The 22,110-nt window shown below is 68.2% G+C and carries 18 protein-coding genes and 1 pseudogene; 11 read left to right on the forward strand and 8 right to left on the reverse strand.

Translation table 11 applies throughout. The features are described from left to right. Positions 1–69: 69 nt before the first annotated feature. On the reverse strand, positions 70–357 hold the full coding sequence (locus D5301_RS02185) for a co-chaperone GroES (protein ID WP_006396661.1): 288 nt from the start codon (positions 355–357) through the stop codon (positions 70–72). A 357-nt stretch (positions 358–714) separates the two neighbouring features. Between D5301_RS02185 and D5301_RS02190 the strand changes: the two genes are divergently transcribed. The 5 genes from D5301_RS02190 to D5301_RS02210 all read left to right on the forward strand — a co-directional run bounded on the left by D5301_RS02190 (position 715) and on the right by D5301_RS02210 (position 9,031). Next, complete coding sequence (locus D5301_RS02190; protein ID WP_153854642.1) at positions 715–2,505, forward strand: endonuclease; 1,791 nt, start codon at positions 715–717, stop codon at positions 2,503–2,505. Between the two features lie 68 nt (positions 2,506–2,573). Then, complete coding sequence (gene cutA, locus D5301_RS02195) at positions 2,574–2,912, forward strand: divalent-cation tolerance protein CutA (protein ID WP_010481118.1); 339 nt, start codon at positions 2,574–2,576, stop codon at positions 2,910–2,912. After that, the gene (locus D5301_RS02200; RefSeq protein ID WP_153854643.1) at positions 2,909–5,293 is read left to right on the forward strand and encodes a protein-disulfide reductase DsbD domain-containing protein; all 2,385 of its coding nucleotides are present in this window, start codon (positions 2,909–2,911) and stop codon (positions 5,291–5,293) included. The genes cutA and D5301_RS02200 overlap by 4 nt, the downstream gene beginning before the upstream one ends. Continuing rightward, positions 5,290–5,853, forward strand: a complete 564-nt coding sequence (locus D5301_RS02205) for a TlpA disulfide reductase family protein (protein WP_153854644.1) — start codon at positions 5,290–5,292, stop codon at positions 5,851–5,853. Before D5301_RS02200 ends, D5301_RS02205 begins: the two co-directional genes overlap by 4 nt. Before the next feature lie 655 nt (positions 5,854–6,508). Further along, entirely contained in the window at positions 6,509–9,031 is a 2,523-nt protein-coding gene (locus D5301_RS02210; protein WP_153854645.1) for a sulfite reductase flavoprotein subunit alpha, read from the forward strand. 78 nt (positions 9,032–9,109) lie between these two features. Here the strand turns inward: D5301_RS02210 and D5301_RS02215 are convergent, their stop codons facing one another. Further along, a complete protein-coding gene (locus tag D5301_RS02215) occupies positions 9,110–11,647 on the reverse strand; it encodes a methyl-accepting chemotaxis protein (RefSeq protein ID WP_153854646.1) in 2,538 nt (845 codons plus the stop codon). A gap of 203 nt (positions 11,648–11,850) precedes the next feature. On the opposite strand from D5301_RS02215, the gene D5301_RS02220 reads away from it, so the two are divergent. Continuing rightward, entirely contained in the window at positions 11,851–12,690 is an 840-nt protein-coding gene (locus tag D5301_RS02220; RefSeq protein WP_153854647.1) for an arylamine N-acetyltransferase, read from the forward strand. A gap of 65 nt (positions 12,691–12,755) precedes the next feature. Here D5301_RS02220 and D5301_RS02225 read toward each other — a convergent pair whose 3' ends face one another. The 3 genes from D5301_RS02225 to D5301_RS02235 are packed head-to-tail and all read right to left on the reverse strand — an operon-like array spanning position 12,756 to position 14,885. After that, positions 12,756–13,127, reverse strand: a complete 372-nt coding sequence (locus D5301_RS02225) for a VOC family protein (protein WP_324187246.1) — start codon at positions 13,125–13,127, stop codon at positions 12,756–12,758. 22 nt (positions 13,128–13,149) lie between these two features. After that, positions 13,150–13,788, reverse strand: coding sequence for a response regulator transcription factor (locus D5301_RS02230; RefSeq protein WP_032129575.1), 639 nt, complete (start codon positions 13,786–13,788; stop codon positions 13,150–13,152). Further along, positions 13,785–14,885: a histidine kinase gene (locus D5301_RS02235; RefSeq protein WP_110713915.1), complete on the reverse strand. Its 1,101-nt coding sequence runs from the start codon at positions 14,883–14,885 to the stop codon at positions 13,785–13,787. The genes D5301_RS02230 and D5301_RS02235 overlap by 4 nt, the downstream gene beginning before the upstream one ends. A gap of 156 nt (positions 14,886–15,041) precedes the next feature. Here D5301_RS02235 and D5301_RS02240 point away from each other — a divergent pair, with 156 nt between their 5' ends. The 3 genes and pseudogenes from D5301_RS02240 (at position 15,042) to D5301_RS02250 (ending at position 17,793) form a co-directional block, all read left to right on the forward strand. Then, the gene (locus D5301_RS02240) at positions 15,042–15,464 is read left to right on the forward strand and encodes a DUF2141 domain-containing protein (protein ID WP_110713916.1); all 423 of its coding nucleotides are present in this window, start codon (positions 15,042–15,044) and stop codon (positions 15,462–15,464) included. Between the two features lie 26 nt (positions 15,465–15,490). Further along, positions 15,491–17,014, forward strand: a pseudogene (locus D5301_RS02245) (carotenoid oxygenase family protein). A 62-nt stretch (positions 17,015–17,076) separates the two neighbouring features. After that, positions 17,077–17,793, forward strand: coding sequence for an ABC transporter substrate-binding protein (locus D5301_RS02250; protein WP_153854649.1), 717 nt, complete (start codon positions 17,077–17,079; stop codon positions 17,791–17,793). Between the two features lie 77 nt (positions 17,794–17,870). Here D5301_RS02250 and D5301_RS02255 read toward each other — a convergent pair whose 3' ends face one another. Further along, positions 17,871–18,770 (reverse strand): LysR substrate-binding domain-containing protein, encoded by a 900-nt coding sequence (locus D5301_RS02255; RefSeq protein ID WP_153854650.1) that lies wholly within the window; start codon positions 18,768–18,770, stop codon positions 17,871–17,873. A 98-nt stretch (positions 18,771–18,868) separates the two neighbouring features. On the opposite strand from D5301_RS02255, the gene D5301_RS02260 reads away from it, so the two are divergent. Further along, positions 18,869–19,048, forward strand: coding sequence for a hypothetical protein (locus D5301_RS02260; RefSeq protein ID WP_110713920.1), 180 nt, complete (start codon positions 18,869–18,871; stop codon positions 19,046–19,048). On the opposite strand, the gene D5301_RS02265 is transcribed toward D5301_RS02260, so the two are convergent. After that, entirely contained in the window at positions 19,045–20,592 is a 1,548-nt protein-coding gene (locus D5301_RS02265) for an alkaline phosphatase (RefSeq protein ID WP_153854651.1), read from the reverse strand. The genes D5301_RS02260 and D5301_RS02265 overlap by 4 nt on opposite strands. Positions 20,593–20,710: 118 nt before the next feature. On the opposite strand from D5301_RS02265, the gene D5301_RS02270 reads away from it, so the two are divergent. Next, positions 20,711–21,505 carry a D-alanyl-D-alanine carboxypeptidase family protein gene (locus D5301_RS02270; RefSeq protein WP_110713922.1) on the forward strand — a complete coding sequence of 265 codons (795 nt, stop codon included), beginning with the start codon at positions 20,711–20,713 and terminating at the stop codon, positions 21,503–21,505. Positions 21,506–21,510: 5 nt separating this feature from the next. Here D5301_RS02270 and D5301_RS02275 read toward each other — a convergent pair whose 3' ends face one another. Continuing rightward, entirely contained in the window at positions 21,511–22,104 is a 594-nt protein-coding gene (locus D5301_RS02275) for a TetR/AcrR family transcriptional regulator (protein WP_110713923.1), read from the reverse strand. Positions 22,105–22,110 lie beyond the last annotated feature (6 nt).

Here is a 22,110-nt window from a genome sequence, read left to right on the forward strand (position 1 = left end):
ATTGGTAGCGCCGGACCGGGTCCGGCGGCTGGGATTTGGGGATCAGGTTGAAGCAGGTCGCGCCGGGGCTCAGCCGATGACGGCGAGCACGTCGTCTTCGCGCAGGACCTTGTACTCGACGCCTTCGCTCTTGTACGAGCTGCCGGCGTACTGGCCGTAGATGACCTTGTCGCCGACCTTCAGCGACGGAGCGCGCACGCTGCCGTTGTCCAGCGGCTTGCCCGGGCCGACGGCCACGACTTCACCCTTGGTGGACTTTTCCTTGGCCGAATCCGGAATGACGATGCCACCGGCGGAGATTTCGTCGGCTTCGATCGGCTTGACCACAACGCGGTCGTGCAGCGGCTTGATGCTCATGAGAGACCTCTTAAGTTATTGATTGGTCTGAAAAAGTCTGGCGATGTTAGCACTCACCCCAGGTGACTGCCAGCATTGCTCGCGAAAAAGCCCGATGAATCGGGAGCAGGACAGAGATGGAGCTGGCCCCGGACCTTTCAAGGCCGCTCGCGGAAAAAATTTCTCTGCCCCGGGCCCGCTCGATCCGCGCCGGTGTGAAGGCCTGGATGCCGGTGCAACGCGGCAACCCTGTCTCTGGAACCCTCGACTTTTGGTGACTGGCGTCGCACTGTCAGATATCTGACGTTCATTTACGACAAAGTGTCACTGGATCGGCCTTAGGCTCGGCCGCGCATTCCCAATCACAAGGAGTAGTCGATGCGATTGCTGTCCCCGCTTGCCGCCGCCTGCCTGCTGGCGCTGGCCGCCGCGCCGGCCCAGGCCGAGGTCTTCATCAACGAACTGCACTACGACGACAGCACCGCCGCCGGTGACGTCGGCGAAGCGATCGAGGTCGTGGCCACTGCCGGTGAGGACCTGTCCGGCTACCGCCTGTATCTGTACAACGGCGCCAACGCCTCGGCCGCGGTGGTCTACGCCAACAACCCGGTCCCGGCAGGCACCGCCGCCGGCTGCGGCAGCGCCACCATCGCCGTGGTCAGTTACCCGACCAACGGCATCCAGAACGGCCCCAACGACGGCATCGCCCTGGTCGATGCCAGCGGCAAGGTGGTGCAGTTCCTCAGCTACGAGGGCGCCATCACCGCCTCCGGTGGCCCCGCCGCCGGCATGACCAGCCAGAACATCCCGGTGGCCGAGACCAACAGCACGGCGCCGGGCACCTCGCTGCAGCTGACCGGCAGCGGCAGCCAGTACGCCCACTTCACCTGGGCCGAGTCGGCCAAACAGACATTCGGCAGCTGCAACAACGGCCAGACCTTCAGCGGTGGCGGCACCCCAGGCCCGAACACGCCGCCGTCAGTGTCCACCACCACCCCGGCGCAGGGCAGCAGCACCTTCCCGGCCGCGGCCGATCTGGAAGTGGTGTTCAGCGAAACGGTGAACCTGGCCAGTGGTGCGTTCGCACTGAGCTGCGGCACCTCCGGCAGCGTACCGCTGACCTACCCGGCCAGCGGCCGCAGCGTGAAACTGTCCACCAACACCGCGCTGGTGGCCGGTGAAGCCTGCCGCTTCGACATCCGCGCCGCGCGCATCACCGACCTGCAGGGCGCACACCCCGCCGCCGACAGCCGCATCGCCTTCACCGTGGCCAGCACTGGCGGCAATCCGGACCCCGGCAACCCGGGCGTGCCGGCCGGTTACTACTCCAAGGTCAATACCAGCAGCCCCAGCCAGCTGCGCTGCTCGCTGCACGCGACCATCAAGGGCCACACCGCCTACCCGTACAGCGGCTCGGGCACCAGCACCTGGACCATCCTGGAAATCGCCGACGAGGATCCGAACAACAGCGGCAGGATCCTGGATGCGTACCGCAACCGCAGCTACGCCAAGGTGACCGATCGCGCCGGCAGTGGCAGTGGCCTGAAGTACAACCGCGAGCACACCTGGCCGAACTCGCTGGGCTTTGCCAGCACCACCGGCGACAAGGGCCTGCCGTACGCGCCGTACACCGACACCCACATGCTGTACCTGACCGACGCGCAGTGGAACGCCGACCGTGGCAACAAGCCGTTCGGCAAGTGCGATGCGAGCTGCGGCGAACGCGCCACCGAGGCCAACAACGGCCAGGGCGGCGGCAGCGGCGGCTACCCGGGCAACTCCAATTGGGTGCGCACGCCGGACGGCAACACCGGTACCTTCGAGGTGTGGGGCAAGCGCAAGGGCGACATGGCGCGTGCGGTGATGTACATGGCGATCCGCTACGAGGGCGGCAAGGATGCGGCCACCGGCCAGTCCGAGCCGGACCTGGAGCTGACCGACGACCGCAGCAGGATCGTCAAGACCAGCAGTTCGCCGGCCTACATGGGCCTGCTGTCAACGCTGATCGACTGGCACCTGTCCGATCCGCCGGATGATGCCGAGCGTGCGCGCAATGACGTGGTCTACAGCTTCCAGGGCAACCGCAACCCGTTCATCGACCACCCCGAGTGGGCGACCCCGGCCCTGTTCACCTCGGCCAAGCCGGCCACCTGCCAGCTGGCCAACTGACCGCGCAACGCAGCGGTCCACTGCCGCCGCCGGGCCCTGACCCGGCGGCGGCCCTATACTCGACGGTCATGTCGACCGTCGATCCCGTCCTGCTGCTGTTGACCACCTGCCCGGACCGGGCCAGTGCCGAGCGCATCGCGCACGCGCTGGTCGGCGAGCGCCTGGCCGCGTGCGTGACCCGCCTCGATGGCGCGCAGTCGACCTACCGCTGGCAGGGCGAGGTGACCACCGACGCCGAGCTGCAGCTGCTGGTGAAAACCACCGCGAGTCGCGTCGATGACGCGATTGCCCGGATCGTCGAACTGCATCCGTATGAACTCCCGGAGTGCATTGCGGTCGAAACCCGGGCCGGCCTGCCGGCGTATCTGGACTGGATCCGGGCACAGACCCGGGAGGACACTGATTGAAGACTCTGTTTGCGCGTGGCGCCGCCCTGTGCGCCCTGTTGTGGCTCTCGCTGCCGGCGTTCGCCCTGGATGAGAAAGACCTGCTGCCGGTGGACCAGGCGTTCGCACTGACCGCGACCGCCGCCGAGCGTGGCCAGGTGCAACTGCAGTTCAAGATCGCACCGGGCTATTACCTGTATCGCCACCGCACCAGCGTCAAGGCGGATCCGGCCTTCAATGCCGGCGCGCTGCAGATGCCCAAGGGCGACAAGCACCACGACGATTTCTTCGGCGAAGTCGAAACCTATCGCGAACGCCTGCAGGCCACCCTGCCCGGCACGCCGACCGACGCCGCCGGCACCATCAGCCTGGAAGTGCGTTACCAGGGCTGCGCCGATGCCGGTGTCTGCTACCCGCCGCAGAAGCGCGTGGTGCAGGTCACCCTGCCCGGTGCCGGTGCACAGGCCAACGCCCCGGCTGCACGCACCGGTGCGGCCAGCCCGTTCAACAACCCGCTGGCCGGTGCCGGCAACAGCGGCGGCCTGCGCCTGCCGGGTGCGGCCAGCAACAGCCAGGCGCTGCCGCTGCCGTCGGAGCAGGCGTTCGGCTTCGACGCCATCGCCAGCGACGGCAATACCCTGCTGCTGCGCTTCAGCCCGGCACCGGGCTACTACCTGTATCGCGACCGCACCTCGCTGAAGCTGGAAGGCAGCACCGGTGTGCTGGCCGACAAGCCGCGCTGGCCGGCCGCGCAGTCGCATCGCGACGAGCACTTCGGCGATGTCTCGGTCTACTTCAACCAGGTGGAAGTGCCGCTGCCGCTGCGCCGCTCCGTCGCCGATGCGGTCGACAGCACCCTGGTGGTGACCTTCCAGGGTTGCCAGACCGATGGCATCTGCTACCCGCCGATGACCCGCCGGGTGAAGCTGTCGATCCCTGCCGGCAAGATCAGCGCCAGTGCCGATCAGGCGCCACCGCGCAACGAGGTGATCAGCCCGCTGCCCGCTGCCAGTGGCGCACCGCGCGAAGCCGCCAACGGCGCCCCGTTGCGCCTGCTGCCGACCGTGCCCAACGATGGTGCAGCGGCCCCGGCAACCGTCGGCAGTGAAGGCGCAGGCAATGAGTTCGCCGCCGACGCGCGCGGTGACAACGCGCTGCGCACGCGACCGCCGGTGACCACGCCGAACCCGGACCGTTCGTTCGTCTGGGTGCTGCTGCTGGCGCTGGCCGGTGGCCTGGTGTTGAACCTGATGCCCTGCGTGCTGCCGATCCTGTCGCTGAAGGTCCTGAGCCTGGCGCAGAGTGGCGAAAGCCCGCAGCGCGCGCGCAGCCACGCCCTCTGGTACACGCTGGGCGTGCTGGTCGCGTTCGCGGTGATCGGTGCGTTGATGGTGGGCCTGCGCGCGATCGGCAACGCCGTCGGCATCGGCTTCCAGCTGCAGCACCCGGGCGTGGTGGCGGCGCTGGCCTACATCATGTTCGCGGTGGGCCTGAGCCTGTCCGGCGTGTTCACCCTCGGCGGCGGCATCGGCAACCTCGGCCAGTCGCTGGCCAGCCGCAGTGGCCCGGCCGGTGATTTCTTCACCGGTGCGCTGGCCTGCGTGGTCGGCAGTGCCTGCGTCGGCCCGTTCATGGGCGGCGCGATTGCCTACGCCTTCATTGCCCCGCCGCTGAAGGCGATGACCGTGTTCCTGTTCCTCGGCCTGGGCCTGGCCCTGCCGTTCCTGCTGATCGGCTTCGTGCCGGCGCTGGCGCGCCGCCTGCCCAAGCCAGGCCCGTGGATGGAAACGCTCAAGCACGTGCTGGCCTTCCCGATGTATGCCACCGTGCTGTGGCTGCTGTGGGTGCTGGGCAAGCAGCGCGGCGTGGACGGCATGGCGCTGGTACTGGGTGGCCTGCTGCTGCTGGCCTTCGGCCTGTGGCTGTTTGAACGCAACCGCTGGACCGGCTCGCGCGCCGTCACCCTGCTCGGCGTGCTGCTGGCGATCGGTGCACTGGTCCCCGCCTGGGGCGTGACCCAGCTGGCAGCGCCGGCGCGTGCCGCACAGGCCGCCAGCGACAACGTGGTGGAGTATTCGCCGCAGTTGCTGGACCGCCTGCGTGCCGACAACCGCGTGGTGTTCGTGAACATGACCGCCGACTGGTGCGTGAGCTGCAAGGCCAACGAACGCGCCGTGCTGTCGCGGCCGGAGTTCAAGGAACTGCTGAAGCGCACCAACGCGGTGTACATGCGCGGTGACTACACCAATGTGGACCCGCAGATCACCACGTTCCTGGAAGAGCATAAGGCCGTGGGCGTGCCGCTGTACGTGGTGTACGGCCCCGGCGCACCGCCGACCGTGCTGCCGACCCTGCTGACCCAGGCGGTGGTCGAGGAAGCGCTGCTGCGCACCGCACGATGAAGTGGCAACGGCCAGCGCTGCTGTGGACAGCGGTGCTGGCCGCCGGCCTCGGCCTGTGGGCCGGGCATCGGCTGGCACCGGCGCCAGCGACATCCGACACACCGCCTGCCGCGTCCCCTGCTGCCGCCGCGACGCCTGCACTGCAGGTGGGCGACCCGCTGCCGGCGCTGACGCTGCCGGATCTCGATGACCGACCGCTGGACCTGCGCCAGCGCTTCGCCGGTCGCCCCCTGCTGATCAACGTCTGGGCCAGCTGGTGCGCGCCCTGCGTGGAAGAGATGCCCGAGCTGGCCCGCTTCGCCCGCGGCCAGGGCGACAATGGTGTGCAGGTTCTTGGCCTGGCGCTGGATACCCCGGAGGACGTGCGTGGCTTCCTGCAACGGGTGCCGGTGGGCTACCCGATCGTGATCGAGACACCCGGGCCGCGCGATGCCAGCGTGCAGCTGGGCAATACCCAGGGCCTGCTGCCCTACAGCGTGCTGTTCGATGCACAGGGGCGGCTGGTGAAGGCGAAGCTGGGACCGTTCGCCCACGGCGAGATCGACCGCTGGGTGAAGTGAGGGTGTTTTTTGCAGGGCTTGCAGCCCTGCACCCTGCTCAATGCAACGGCAACAGCCAAAGCCAAAGCGGGCATTCCGTGGGATGGCGGGGCACTGTGGGTGGTCAGGACACGCCGTAAACCCGTCCATGGGGGCTCGATGGCGCCATCCATGGCGCCAACGGTCCTGACCACCCACACCGCCCCACCTCTGACAGATCTTCGCGGCTGTTGGTAGGTGTCGACCTTGGTCGACACATCTGTCAGATGTCGAATGAGTCATCCACGCATGTCGTGGATCTACTGTGTCCACCAAGGTCGACACCTACCAAGGCAATACGTCGTTCCAACAGGCCGCGAGAAACTGTCGAAGGCGGGGTGGATCCGGTTGCGGGGGTGTCCGCGGCATGGATGCCGCGGCCAAGGCTACAGGGACGTACTTGCCGCCGTCCCCCGCAACCGGACCCACCCCGCCTCCTCACAGGAAACCCGCTGTTGCTTCGGCTGTTGCTTCTGAGGTTGCCGGCCAGCGGCCGGCACTACCGCGGGTGCCGGGCGCCGCCCGGCCGATATCCCCTGCTTGACCGCAGCCGGAGCGCCACGGAGAATTCCGCGACTAATTCTCATTTGCTGTTGCGCAGGATGCGGGCGGCAGCCTTCCAGGCCCTCCTCCTTCGATGTTCAAGAACGTCCTGTTCCAACTGCACTGGCTGCTGGGCATCACCGCCGGTGCCGTCCTGGCCGTGATGGGCCTCAGCGGCGCCGTGCTGTCCTTCGAGGACGAACTGCTGCGCGCGGCCAATCCCGGCTTCGCCGAGATCGCCGAGCACCATGCCGACGGCCAGCTTCCGCTTGAACTCAGCGAACTGGTGCCGCTGCTGCAGGCCGGCAGTGATCGCCCCCTGCAACGTCTGCGCGTGGATGCCACCGGGCAACGGCCGTCGGTGGCGCGCTTCGCTGGCGGCAAGGAACACTGGGTCTACTTCGATCCGTACACCGGCGAGCGCTTCAGCGCCCTGCGCGGGCAGGCGTTCTTCGATTTCGTCGAGGATCTGCATCGCCACCTCGCCGCCGGCGAGCGCGGCAAATGGATCACCGGCAGTTGTGCCATCGCGCTGCTGTTCTTCACCCTGTCCGGGCTCTACCTGCGCTGGCCGCGGCGCTGGTGGCACTGGCGCAGCTGGCTGGCGGTGGAATGGAAACGCAGCGGCCGTGGCTTCCTGTGGAGCCTGCACTCGGTGGTCGGCACCTGGGTGCTGTTGATCTACCTGATGAGTGCGCTGACCGGCCTGTGGTGGTCGTTCGACTGGTATCGCAGTGCCGCCAACACCCTGCTGGGCGTCGCACCGGCCGCCAAGCACAAGGTCGCCACCGACGCCGCCCTGAACCTGGAACGCATCGAAGCCACGCTGTACGCACTGCCCGGCGTGCGCACCGGCTACATCGACCTGCGCCTGCCGGAGAAGCCGGGGCAGGCACTGAACGTGCGGGTGATGGCCGGTGATCCGTCGCAGCGCGGCGGCCAGCATGACCGCGCGCATGATCTGCTGCAGCTGGACCCAGGCACGGGGGCCACGCTCGATGCCCGCCCCTATGCGCGCCAGGGCGCCGGCGCGCAGCTGGCCACCAGCGTGTTCGCGCTGCACTCGGGCAGCTACTTCGGCGTGCCCGGGCGCGTGGTGGTGATGCTCAGCAGCCTGGGCATGAGCCTGTTCTTCATCACCGGCTGGATGCTCTACCTGGACCGCCGCCGCAGCCAGCGCGCCGCGCGTGACCTGCGCCAGTCGCTGCCAGCAACGCCTGCCGATGGCGGTGGTACGCCGTGGCTGGTGGTGCATGCCAGCCAGAGTGGACTGGGAGAACAACTGGCATGGCGCGCCGCCGCGCAGCTGCAGGCGTCCGGTCATGCGGTGCAGGTGCTGCCACTGGCCCGCGTCGATGCCGCGCAGCTGGCACGCACCGCGCAGGTGCTGTGGGTACTGAGCACCTTCGGCGACGGCGAGCCACCGGATGCGGCGCGAGGCGCTGCACGACGGCTGATGGCACAGACACTCGACCTGTCAGGCCTGCAGTTTGGACTGCTGGCGCTGGGTGACCGACAGTACCCGCACTACTGCGGCTTCGGTCGCCAGGTTGATGGCTGGCTGCTCGGCAACGGCGCGCGCCCGTTGTTCGACCGCGTCGAAGTCGATGCCGCCTCGGTAGCGGCCTTGCGCCAATGGCAGCTGCAGCTGGGCGCGCTGACCGGCATCGTCACCGATGACAGCGTGCTGCCGGCGGCCACGCAGATGCATGAGTGGCGGCTGCTCGGCCGCGACCGGCTCAATCCGGGCAGCATCGGTGGTGCCATCTGGCGCATCCGTCTTGCGCCACCGGCCGACGTGCAGTGGCAGGCGGGCGACATCCTGCATATCGCGCCCCGGCACAACGCACGGCACGCCAACGCCGTGTTGAAGGCACATGGGTTGGATCCGCTGCAGCCGCTGCTGGTGGACGGCCACCCACGCACACTGCTGGCGCTGGCCAGTGAACGCGAGCTGCCCGAGGCCGACGCCGCGCTGGCGGTGCAGGATGCCTGCCTGTGGCTGTCCGGATTGCCAACGCTGCCCGGACGCGAATACTCCATCGCCTCCTCCACGAGTGATGAAGTGGTGGAACTGGTGGTGCGCCTGGTGCATGACCTGTCGGGTCGAGCCGGGCTGGGCTCGGGCTGGCTGGCGCTGCATGCCCCGGTCGGTGCCAGCATCGTGGCCCGTGTGCACCGCAATCCTGGATTCCATCGTGTCAGTGGCGCCCCGATGGTGCTGGTCGGCAATGGCACCGGCATCGCGGGTCTGCGCAGCCTGTTGCGCGAAGCTGCCCACACAGGCGAGCACGGGCACTGGCTGCTGTTCGGTGAGCGCCAGCGCGCACACGACTTCCTGTTCGCCGACGAGATCGAGGCCTGGCAGGCCGACGGCCATCTTGCACGGGTGGACCTGGCGTTCTCGCGCGATGGTGAGGGTGGCTACGTACAGGATCGCCTGGGTGCGGCCGTCGATGCGCTGCGCGAGTGGATGCAGCGCGGTGCGGTGATCCATGTCTGCGGCTCGCTGCAGGGCATGGCCGAAGGCGTGGACCAGGTGCTGCGCGCCGCGCTGGGTGATGACGCGGTGGAAACGCTGCTGGAGACCGGGCGCTACCGCCGCGACGTGTATTGAGCCACAAGGGTAGTGCCGGCCGCTGGCCGGCATGATCATGGACGGTGCCGGCCGGCGGCCGGCACTACCGGAACAGAATCAGGCCGCAGCGCGCGCCCGTGGCATTGGCTGCAAACGGAACGCGCCCACGGCTTCTGCCAGGGCATGCACCTGCGCCTGCATCTGCGCAGTCGAGGCCCCCGCCTCTTCCACCAGACTGGCGTTGCGCTGGGTACTGGCCTCCATCTGCACGATGGTCTGGTTCACCTGTGCGATGCCGGCATGCTGGTCCTGCGACGCGCTGCGGATCCCGGCCAGCAGATCCGCCAGCTGCTGCACGCTGCCGACAATTTCGCCCATCGTGGTGCCAGCCTGCTCGGCCTGCTGGTTGCCCTGCCCGACACGCGTCACCGAATCCTCGATCAATCCCTTGATCTGCTTGGCCGCCTCGGCACTGCGCTGTGCCAGCAGGCGCACTTCGGCAGCCACGACAGCGAAACTGCGGCCCTGCTCTCCGGCACGTGCCGCTTCCACCGCCGCGTTGAGCGCGAGGATGTTGGTCTGGAAGGCGATGCCATCAATCAGCTGGGTGATGTCACCGATCCGCCGTGAGGCTTCGCTGATGCCATGCATGGTTGCCACCACCTGGCCGACCGCCTCACCGCCGCGCTGGGCCACTGCCGCCGCGCCCTTGACCAGCGCGTCCGCGCGGCCAGCGGCGTCAGCATTGCGGCCCACGGTATCGGTCAGCTCATGCATCGACGCTGCGGTCTCTTCCAGGTTGGCGGCCTGCTGCTCGGTGCGCTGTGACAGGTCGTGGTGACCGGCGACGATCTCGCCAACGCCGGTATCGAGGCTGGACGTGGCCTGCTGGATGCGGGTGACGATGCGGCCCAGTTGCGCGACGGTGGCATTGGCATCATCGCGCATGCGCGCGAACACGCCCTGCAGTTCACCCTCCATGCGAACGCTGAGATCACCACGGGCGAGCGCAGCCAACAGTGCCTGCAGATCGCCGAGGTTGGCCTCGAAGGTGGCCAGCAAGCGGTTGATGCTGGTGGACAATGTACGTACGAAGCCCTGCTTGCCCTCCAGCGCGATGCGCCCGTGCAGGTCGCCGTGCGCGGCCGCGTCGACCAGGGCCGCCACTTCGGTTTCCAGCAGGGTTTCCAGCGCGCGGCTGCGCCATTCCACCGCCACGCCGAGGAAATGCCCCTCGTCGACAATGGGATTGGCGACCAGCTGATAGCGCACACCGGAATGGCCGATCTCGCGTTCTTCGCGTTGTCGCACGCCAGCCAGGCTGGCCAGCGCCGGATGCAGGCCTATCGCATCGCTGCCCACCAGCTCATCGCCCTGGCGCTCCAGCTGCAGCAGCAGCGCCGGGTTGGCATAGGCCACCTGGCCTTCGGCATCGACCACCATCAGCCCGGTCTGCGCACTGTCCAGCGCCTGGCGCACGCGGGTGTTGCCGCGCGCCACAGCACGTTCGGTCTCGATGCGCGCGCGCAGGCGCTGCTGCATGTCGACCAGGCGCTGGGCAAGCTGACCGATCTCATCGTTGGCGTTGTACACACGCAACGTCGTGTCCAAGCGGTCGTCGGCGATATCGCTGGCGAAGCGCAGGGTGTCCTGGATCGGCTGGCGCACCGCGCGCAGCACCAGCACCAGGCTGGTGATCAGCACGCCAGCGACCAGCAGCAGGGTCAGTACGAACAGCACGCTCATGGTGCGTGCGCCGGCCTGCTGGCGCGCCTGCGCCCTGGCCAGCGCCGCCACCTGGGCCTGCTGGAAGGCGGCCAGCGCCGGTGCCACGCCGGCAGCGGTATCCAGCAGTGACTGCGCCTCCACATCCAGGCCGACGCGGGCCGCGGTGTAACCCAGCAGGGCAACCTGGTAGCCCTCCATTCCGCTGCGCAGGGCATCCTGCACGTCAGTGGACAGGCCCGCCAGCGCGAGATCGAACGGCAGTTTCTCCTCGCTGGCGCGGTCGGCATGGACGGAGTCACCATCCAGCAGCAGCAACGCCTCCTGGCGGCGCATCTTCTGCAGGGACAGCGCCAGCGCGGGCCGCTGCTGCGCATCCACCTGCGCCTGCAGTGTGTCTGCAGCCTGTTGCAGCTGCGCAGCGAGGCCGGCCTCGCCGCGGCCCATCTCGTCGACCCGTTCGAACAGGGCCGCCACGCCCTGCGAGAAGGCGTCGGCGGCTTCGGTCAGCGCCTGCAGCGCCTTGCGCCGGCCGGCATCCATCGGCATCGCGCGCAGCGCCTGCAGGTCGGCCTGCAGCGCCTTCTGCATGGCCAGCAGCTGGCTGCGGTCAGCATCATCGAAACTGCGTGCATACTGGGTCTGCAGGCGGCGTGCTTCCGCCACGCGGGTGGCCAGGCTGGCGGCCAGGTCACTACCGCGCTGGTAGCTGGCCTGGGTGCGTGCGGCCTGCGCACTGCCATGTCCAGTCCAGGCGTGGACGGCGGCGATCGCCACCAGCCCCAGGCCACAGACCCACAGGGTCGCCTTGAGCTTGTTGGCTACGCTGAGCCGGTGTGGTTGCAGCCACAGCAGCAGGCCGGGGGACGCCGAGCGCAACGTGGCAAGACGCGTGCGCAGGGACCGGAGGTGGGGAACAACGGCCGACATGACAGACTCCAGGCGGAAGGACGCACCTGTATCGGCTGGATATGGAGCAACTTTAGGGATTTTTTGGTTCAGTCCCACCGACTGCTGGCGGACGCCGCCTTTGTACCCGGCACACGCGACGGGGCGATGACACCAGCACGGTGCTTGACCTCAACCCCGGTTGGGGGAGCACAGTGGACCTCCCTTCCCCGCCCGGTGCCCCCATGACGACGCTCGATGTTCCCCGCTACCTGCAGCGCCTGCAGCTGGATGCGCCCCCGCCGCTGACGCTGGCCGGCCTGACCCTGCTGCAGCAGCGCCACAACGCGCTGCTGCCGTTCGAGACCCTCAGCTGCCTGCTGCGCGATGCGGTACCGATCGACCTGGACAGCGTGCAGCGCAAGCTGCTTGACGACCGCCGGGGTGGCTACTGCTTCGAACTCAACGGCGGCCTGCTGGCGCTGCTGCAGGTGCTGGGCTTCGATGCGCAGCCGTTGAGCGCGCGCGTGCTGCTGGCCGCCCAGGACGGCCAGCTGACGGCGCGTACCCATCTGCTGCTGCGCGTGCACGTGGACGGTGATGACTGGCTGGTGGACGCAGGTTTCGGCAGCCTGACCCCGACCGTACCGCTGCGCCTGCATGACCCGCAGCCGCAGGCCACGCCGCACGAACGCTACCTGTTGCAGCGGTTGGAAGACGGCGGTGATTTCATGCTGTCGGCCGAATCCGGCGAGGGCTGGCGGGCGATGTACCGCTTCGATCTGCAGGCGCCGGCGCCGATCGACAACGTGGTGGGCAACTGGTACGTGTGCACCCATCCCGACTCCAGTTTCCCCGGCCAGCTGCGCGCATCGCTGACCGGTCCGGACTGGCGCCGCACCATCGGCAGCGGCAACTACACCGAGTATCGCCCCGGGCAGGCGCCGGACAAGCGCCCGCTGCATGACGTCGGAGACGTGCGCGACGTGCTGGAGCAGCGCTTCGGTATCCAGCTTCCGGACGACCCGCGGCTGGACCCCGCGATCAACGACTGGCTGCAGCGCTCACGCGCCGCGACGGTGTAGAGCCGAGCCGATGCTCGGCTGAGCGTTGGCAGCTGGGTCAACAGCAGCCGAGCATCGGCTCGGCTCTACAGAACCGCGCGCGCCTGCAATGCAATCCGGTTGCCTTCGCTGTCGCGGATCTCGGCCACGCGCCAGTCGCCGGCATCGGCCGGGCCGAAGCGCAGCTCGGCCCCGGCCTGCAGCGCACGCTCGAGGCTGGCATCCAGGTCATCGACACCGATATAGATGCGCGTGCCCTGCTCGGAGGGCAGATAGTCCGCGCCGTGCACCAGAGCAATGCTGGCACCGGCGGCCTCATCGGAAAACGGTAGATAGGCCATCCGGCAGTCGTGCAGCACGATGGGTTCGTCCACCGCAACCTGCAGCCATCGCTGGTAGAACGTGATGGCCCGGTCCAGGTCACTGGCCGGGATTTCCACATGCAGGATCGGGTTCACTGACATTCCTTGCCACGTCCACTCAGATGATGCGCAGGGTAATCGCCTTCAGCACTGCACGGGTGCGATCGCGGGTGCCCAGCTTGTCGAGTATGGCGGACACGTAGTTCTTCACCGTGCCCTCGGCCAGGAACAGGCTGCGCGCGATCTCCTTGTTGCTGTAGCCCCCGGCCAGCAGGCGCAGGATTGCCACTTCACGTTCGCCGAAGGTATCGGTGGGCGGCGCTTCATCGTGGAAGCGGTAACGCGCGCGCACCGGATCGGTACTGACCGGCAGCAGCAGGGTCTCGCCAGCGGCAACGCGTTCGATGGCCTCGCGCAGGTCGGCCGGCGCGGCATCCTTGAGCAGGAAGCCCTGCGCACCGGCCTCGCTGGCGCGCAGCAGCAGATCACTTTCATCGAAGGTGGTCAGCAGCAGCCACGGCGTGGCATCGCCGCGCGCGCGCAGCTGGCGCAGTGCCTCGATCCCATCCAGCCCGGGCATGCGGATGTCACTGAGCACCACGTCCACGCGCTGCGTATCCAGCGCATCCAGCAGGGCCTGGCCATCCTCGGCCTCCAGCACCACGTCCACCCCCAGGCCCTGCAGCAGCGCACGCAGGCCTGCACGCACCAATGCCTGGTCGTCGGCCAGCGCTACGCGGATTGCCGCCGGGCTCATGCCGGCAACCGCGCGGTCAGATGCATGCCGCCCTGCGCGGTTCGGGCCAACTCCAGCCGCCCCTGCACAGCCGCCAGGCGCTCGCGCATGCCGGCGATGCCATTGCCCTCGCGGATGCGTTCGGCGCGCTGGCCATCATCGCGAATATCGATACGCAACTGGGATTCCTCTTCATTGATCGTCAACCACACGGTGTCTGCATTGCCGTGCCGGGCGGCATTGGTCAGGGCTTCCTGTACCAGCCGCAGCACGGTCTCGGCCATCAATGGGTCAGCCACGCGCACCCCGTCGCCGATCTGCAGCTGCAGCTTCGGTCGTGGGAAGGGTGCGGCCAGCGCATGCAGCGCGGTGGCCAGATCGAGGCCGCGATCATCGCGCATCGATTGCACTACCTGGCGGATGTCGGCCAGCAACTCGCCGGACAACTGTTCGGCCAGCACCAGCCCTTCGCGACCGGCCAGCGCAGGGTCAGCGGCCAGGGCGCGCAGGTTGAGCCGCATCGCGGTGAGCTTGTGCCCGGCCACATCATGCAGTTCGCGGGCCAGGCGCAGGCGCTCGGCATCGCGTGCACTGTCAGCCAGCAGCGCGCGGGTGGCCAGCAGGTCGGCGTTGACCCGGGCCAGGTCATCGCGGGCCAGCGCCGTGCTGCGGGCATAGTGCGCGGTCAGCGCGGCAAAGGCCTGGAAACCGCCATACAGCAGCACCACCAGCAGGGGCTGGCTGAAGCCGCTGTGGCGCAGCACGGCATACACCGCCAGGTTGGCCAGCAGCGCAACACCCAGCACAAAGCGCGGCGGCCAGTGCTCGGCCAGCTGTGCAACCAGCACCACCAGCAGCACCGGGGCGGTGCCGGTACGCGGCTGCAGCGCAACCAGCACAACCGCCAACAGCGCCTGCAACACCGCAGCGACGGCGCGCACGCGGGATGGCATCGACGCCCAGCCGTGCACCACGAACAGCAGCAGGAACACAGCAAGCAGCAGCAGGCTCAGCCCGGCGCCGCTGCGCTGCACTGCGAACGACAGGCCGACCACCAGCACGGTGACCAGGCCGGCGAGGCTGAGCGGACGCAACAGATGGCGGAACAGGCTGGGCATGGCCAGATGCTGACGGCCGCGCACGCCGGCGGCAATGGGTCCGGCGCAGAAAGTGACTTCTGGCACGTCGAATCGATGACCACTGGCCCTGAACCCGGTGCACCGCCCCACGCAGACTGGCTCCACACCGCCTCACCCACTTCCGGAGCCACCGCCATGATCCGCACCGCCCTGCTCAGCACCGCCCTGACTGCCCTGGCCCTGGCCGGCAGTGCCCACGCCGCCGACCTGGCCGTGACCGTGCACGACGTCCGCGTGCAGACCGGCACCCTGCGTGCTGCCCTGGTTGACAGCGCGGCCGCCTGGGACGGCAAGGCCAGGCCCGTGCAGGCCCAGCAGGCGGCGCCCAGCGGTGACAGCGCCCGCTTCGTGTTCAAGAACCTGCCGGCCGGCACCTATGCCGTACTGCTCACCCACGACGAGAACGACAACGGCAAGCTCGACACCAACCTGGTCGGCATGCCGGTGGAAGGCTACGGCTTCAGCAACAACCCGCAGGTGATGCGCAAGCCGACCTTCGACGAGGCGCGCGTCGACGTGCCGGCGGCTGGCACCGCCATCGACATCACCCTGCGCTGATTCCCGCATCCAGACCCGAGGCCACCATGGACCGTCGCCGCTTCCTTCGTACCCTGCTCAGCAGCAGTGCCTGCCTGGCCCTGGGCGCCACCGCGCTGCGCAGCGCTCCCGCCTACGCCGGCGACCCGGCGCGGTTCGCGCAGGGCATGCAGGAACACCCGTGGCTGCTCGGCTGGCGCAGCGTCGGCAGCGAAAGCCTCGGCCCGGCCACCGTGCAACTGTAGGGAAAGCTGCCAGCGGGCCTGGCCGGCACGCTGTACCGCAACGGCCCGGCCTGGACCGAGCGCGATGGCTTCCGCTACGACCACTGGTTCGACGGTGACGGCATGGTGCATGGCTGGCGCTTCAATGGTGACGGCAGCCTGACCCATCACGGGCGCATGGTCGCCACGCCGAAATTCACCCGTGAACAGAAGGCCGGCCGCTTCCAGTATCCAGCTGCCGGCACCAGCGTTCCCGGTGCGCTGGCAGTTCGAAACAACGACGATGCCAACGTGGCCAATACCTCGGTAACCATGATCAATGGCCGCCTGTTCGCGCTGTGCGAGTCCGGCTCGGCATTCGAAGTAGACCCCGATTCCCTGCAGACGCTGGGTCCGGTGACCTGGCGTCCGGACCTCGCCGCACTGCCGTTCTCGGCGCACCCGCTGCGCGACCGCGACGGCAGCGTCTGGAACTTCGGCTCGATCAGCCTGATGGGTGGCCATGGCCTGCTGGTCTGGCACATCGGTGCGAACGGCCAGCTGCGCAGCGCCAATGTGATCGAAACACCCGAGCATGGCTACCTGCATGCCTTCGCGATGACCGACCAGCACCTGGTGTTCGTGATGATGCCGTTCGATTTCACCGGCGCAGGCAGCAGCTTCTTCGAGCGCATGCAGTTCGCGCCTCAGCGTCCTGTGCGCATCGCGGTGGTCGCCAAGGATGCGCCGGACAAGGCGCAATGGTTCGAGGCCCCGTTCGCGGCGATCTACCACTTCGGCGACGCGTTCACCCGCGATGGCGGCATCGTGCTGCGTGCAGTGCGCCACGACGACATCAATGAGGCGCGCTCGCCGATGAAGGAAGCGATGGCCGGTGATGGCGCACACGCTGCCAACAGTGGCGCCAGCCTGGTCGAGCTGCATCTGGACCTGCGTCGTGGCCAGGCCGGCTGGCAAATGTTGGGCATCAGCGCAGTGGAGTTCCCGTTGTTCGACCCGCGCTCGGCGAACACACGTGGCGCACGGCTGTATGCGCCGACCATCGACGGCACGGCCAATGCGCCGTACTTCAACGCCGTGGCCGCGTTCGACATCGAGCACGGGCGCCGCCAGCTGTGGAACTATGGACCGGACATCATGGCCGAAGAGCATGTGTTCGTGCCGCGCCAGGGCAGCCGCAACGCCGATGATGGCTGGCTGATCGGCACCCTGCTTGACCCGGTGAACAAGCGCAGCGGCCTGGCGGTGCTCGATGCCCGCCACCTGGACGACGGTCCGCTGGCACAGGCCTGGCTGCCGTATGCGGTGCCATTGGGCTTCCACGGCACCTTCGCCGCGCGCGGCTGATTCCACGCCACGCGGACACCGTTATTGGCATGCTGGGTCTCCCCTGCCCCGTGGAGTCCCGCATGTCCCTGGCCGACCACCGACGTACGCTGGCACCGCACGGTTTTCTGCGCGTGGCGATCAACCTGGGCAACCCGGTGCTGGCACAGGGCGATGCGCGCTCACCGCGCGGCCCCTCACTGGAACTGGCTACCGCATTGGCGCAACGGATGGGGGTGCAGGCTCGCTTCACCTGCCACGATGCCGCAGCCTCGGTGGTCGAGGCAGCAGGCGAAGACGGCTGGGATCTGGCCTTCCTGGCCATCGATCCGGCACGCGCCGACCGCATTGCCTTCAGTGCTCCGTATGTGGAGATCGAAGGTACCTATCTGGTGCGCGCGGACAGCCCTGCGCAGCAGGTAGCCGACCTGGATCGCGAGGGGCTGCGCATCGCGGTGGGGCGTGGCGCGGCCTATGACCTGTTCCTCAGTCGCGAACTGCGCCATGCCACGATCGAGCGGGCGGAGACCTCGGCGGCGGCCATCACCCTGTTCGATCAGCAGCGCCTGGATGCCGACGCCGGTGTACGCCAGCCGCTGGAAGCATGGGCGCAGGCGCATCCCGGCCACCGTGTGCTGGCCGACCGCTTCACCGCGATCCAGCAGGCAGTGGCGGCGCCGGCCTCACGCCCGGCCGATGCATTGCGGGCGTTGTTCGAGGAAGTGGAGGCGATCAAGGCCGGCCCGTTGCTTGAGGAAGCGTTCGCGCGTGCCGGGCAGGCGGTCACGCTGGTGCGATGACTGTAGAGTCGAGCACCAGCAGTCGAGCATGGCTCGACGCTACAGATCCAGATGCAATGGTCGAGCATGGCTCGACGCTATAGATGTGCGTCTGCCATGTGCCGCACGTGCTCGGCGGCCTGCGCATGCAGCCAGTCGCGGAACGCGAGGAAGCCACGATGGCTGGCCGAGCGCTGCGGGTACACCAGCCAATGTGGCCAGGCGGTTTTCAGGCGCAGGCTGGACAGCGCGACCAGCTGACCGGATTCCAGCAGCAAGCGTGCCCGCGTCACCCGCCCGAGCGCTACGCCTACCCCGTCCAGCGCCGCACGGTGGTGTGCCTCCGAATCATCCAGCACCGCCACGAAGCGCGGTGGCGGACTCTGCCCACTCAAGGCGAACCAGGCGCCCCACGCGCCGTCGGGATCACCGAGCAGCGGCCACTGGGTCAGCGGTACACGGTCGATGCCCCCCATGCGTTCGATCAGTGCCGGGCTGGCCATCGGCAGCAGCCACTCGTCGAACAGCGGTTCCACCACCAGCCCGGGCCACTGCCCGGTGCCCAACCGCAGCGCGGCGTCGAACTGGCGCTGCCGCTCGAAATCGACCAGGCGTTCACTCGACTGCAGGTTGATCTCGATCTGCGGGTGCGCGGCCACGAAGTGGCCCAGGCGTGGCACCAGCCAGGCCGAGGCCATCGACGGCACCGCACTGATCGTCAGCACGTGCTCGGCGCGTGCCGCATAGGGTTGGAAGGCTTCGTTGATCGCATCCAGATGCGGTCCGACCTGGTCGAGCAGGCGCTGCCCTTCCAGGGTGAGGGTGACACCACGCGGCTGGCGGATCAGCAACGGTTGGCCAAGGCGCTCTTCCAGCTGCCGCATCTGGTGGCTGAGCGCACTGACGGTCACATTCATCGACGCGGCGGCACGCGACAGGTTGCCGAGCCGGGCGGCAGCCACGAAGCCCTGCAGGGCATGGAGTGGAGGGCGGGACATCAGGCTTGAATTCCTCTCAAGGCCACCTTGCGGAAATGTCGCTTTTTACCCGTCCATGCTGCCCGTATCGTGCAATCCACTCAAGTGGAGGCACGCTCATGAACATCTTCAGCGGCTTGTTGTTCCTGCACGGCCACGTGGCCAGCACCGAGCTGGCACGCCAGCTGGCCAGCCCGTCGCCGCCGCCCAGCACCATCCCCGGTAGTGCCGGCCGCTGGCCGGCAACCTCGTCGACCGGGAAACCTGCAGCTGCCAGCCAGCGCCCCGCGCACCCTTAACGCTGCAGTGCCTCCTGCACCGCCGCAGCCACATCGGTGTTGTCGATGTAGCTGCCGTCGTTCCAGCGCACATGCTGGCGGTAACCGGCATCGACGCCCCGCACGCGCTGGCCCAGCAGCTCCGCGCCCGCGCCCTTGGCCCACAACGGCACCAGCGCATTGGAATGGTTGCCGGTCGGGCGGAAGCTCATCCCCGGCATGCGTCCACGGCCGTTGTTGCGTACCGGCTCGAAGGCAACGTTCTGTGCATCCGGGCCCATCGGCATGCTGTTGTCGTGGTCGGTGGTGACGATCAACAGGTTGCGTTCCCAGCCACCGTTGCGCTCGATCCAGTCGACCACCGCCGCCACCGCGTCGTTGAACTCCACGGTTTCCTCGATCAGCCGGCCGTACTGCGGCTGGTCGCTGCATTGGCCGTAGTGCCATTCAGTGCCGCAGGCACTGGTATGGGCGGCCCAGTCGGTGGCGCCGCCTTCCACCATCAGGAACAGGCCGTTGGACGAACGCTGCTGCAGGAACAGCAGCGCGCCACGGGTCATGGTCGCAAGATCGGGCACGCTGTCGATCTTCCTCACACCGGAAGGCGTGGCCGCATCCTTGCCCAGCACCTGCAGCTGGCGCGCCTGCTGCAGCGTGTTGGCCACGCGCGGCACGCCGATCAGCGGCCGGTCGGCCGGCAACCGTCCCTGCGCCAGCGCGGCGAACGCCTCCTTGCTGCGGATCAGGCGCCACGGCCCCGACGGATTGCCGCCGATGGTGCTGCCCGCTTCCAGCTGCTGCCAATCCTGCTGCGACACCCATTCCCACGGGTTGGCGCAGCCCTCGGCCTTGGCCGCGCCGGCACTCTCGTCACAGGCGCGACCATCAACGCTGTAGCCCGGGCCTCCGGTGCCCATCACCAGATCCATATGCCCCTGCGCCAGCATCTGATGGGCGATGGCGTGATAGTTGTTGCGCGATTCGTTCTGCGCCGCGAACGCGGCCGGCGTGGCATGCGCGAACGGTACCGAAGTCACCACGCCGGTGGCCATGCCCAGCCGCTTGGCGCGCAGCGTATTGAACTCGACCGGATTGCCATCGTTGTTGTAATTGATGGCGTTGTTGTAGGTCTTGATGCCCGAGGACAACGCGGTGCCCGCCGCCGCACTGTCGGTAGCCACCGCAGCCAGGTACTGGTAGCCCGCAAACGGCAGGTCCTGCGCAGGAACCGGTGTGTCATCCCAGGCCTTGCCCGCGTCGTAGCCCAGGGTCTGCGCGTTGTCGCGGGTCGGCTGGCTGCTGGCGTTCAACGGGAAGGTGGTTACCGCCAGGCGCTGCGGAAAATCCGCATACGGCGCCCCTTCGCGGCTGCCGTATTGCCAGTAGACGGCGGCGTCCCAGGTACCCCAACCGGCACCGTCGTTGATCATCACGATCACGTTGTGCGGGCGCGCTGGGCCGGAAGCAACAGCCTCGGCGCGCAGGTTGGGCTGGCAGCCACCCAGCGTAGCCAACGCAAGCAGCAGCGAGGAATGGAGCCAACGGCGTGGCATGCGTGCAGTCATCGGATGTCCCGTCGGGCCAACGGCGGCCCACAATGACGGTACGTTATATCGTTTCAATATTGCAGCTTCATGCAGCCGCCGCGGGCTATCCTGCAAGCCCTCCTCCATCGGCCCATCCATGCCGTCTCCTGCTACTGAGCGCGCGCCGTTGTCCTCGATCACCCTCGATGCGGCAACTTTCGCGGTGGTCCATCAGCACAACGCGGACATCGCGCGGCAACCGGCCTCGCTGACCAAGCTGATGACCGCCTATGCGGCATACGAATGCGTCGAAGAGAACGGAGGCGCGTGGGACGAAGCGGTCACCATCGCCGCCGAGGATGTGCACGCGGTGGCCGATGATGAAACGCGCATGGGCCTGGTGCCCGGTGAAACAGTCACCCTCGCGCGCCTGCTGGAAGGACTGATGATCGTCTCCGGCAATGACGCGGCGCTGGCCATCGCGCGCCATCTGGACGGATCACAGCCTGCGTTCCTGGACCGCATGAACCGGCACGCGCGCCAGCTTGGCCTGCGCAGCAGTTGGTTCGCCAGCGTATCCGGCATCACCACCCCGCACCATGCTTCCAGCGCGCGCGACATGGCAGTACTCGCCGCCTGCCTGCTGAATGACCATCCGCAGATACTGGCAATCACCGCGCAGCGCACGTTCGCGCATGGCAGCTTCGGCCGCAACAACCAGAACGCGCTGCTTGGCGATGACGGCGTGGATGGCTTGAAGACCGGCTACACCCAGGCCGCAGGCTTCTGCCTGGCCGCCACCGCATGCCGGGCAGTGCCCGGGCGGGATCAGCCGGTACGCCTGATCACCGTGGTGCTGGGTTCTGAAAGCCGCGACGCACGCGATGCCCTTGTGCGCGAACGGCTGGCCGCCGGGTTTGCGGCGCTGGCCGACAGCACCGCCGACGCCTGAAGGGCTCAGCGTCGCTTGACCGTTGCCACGATCAAGCGCTGCAGCTCGGCTTCGGCTGCGGCCTTGTCCAGCGCGCCTGCTGCTACGGCTTCGGACAGGGCTTCGGCCGCACCGAGAATCGCCCAGCGCCCGGCCAGTGGCACCGTGCCGTCGGCAGCAAACGGGCCCAGCCAGGTGCCGCAGTTGTCGATGAAATCCTGCTGGTAGCGCCGCCGCACCTCGTGCAGTTCAGGTGCACCGACCAGCGCGGCAAGGATGCCCTGCACTTCACTGCCCTGGCTGAGGATGCAGTCGATGTAGCCGGAGGCGATGGCCGCCGCACGATCGGCCAACTGCGCCCGGGCGCGGCCGATGCGCTCGTTGAAGACCCGCGTCTGGCGGCCGTCGTAGTCATCGTAGAGCGCGGCCAGCAGCCCATTGCGGGTCACGAAGTGATCGTAGGCCACCGGCTTGGTCACGCCCGCAGCCTCGGCCAGCCGCCCCAGCGTCAGCGCGTCGGTGCCTTCGTCGCCGACCAGCGCCCAGGCCACATCCAGCAACTGGCGGCCGCGTTGCTCACGGGTCAATCGGCGGCGCGTGGGAGCGGCATTGGCAGGCATCGGCAG

The organism is Stenotrophomonas sp. MH181796, from assembly GCF_009659995.1.
GTDB classification, from domain to species: Bacteria; Pseudomonadota; Gammaproteobacteria; order Xanthomonadales; family Xanthomonadaceae; genus Stenotrophomonas; species Stenotrophomonas riyadhensis.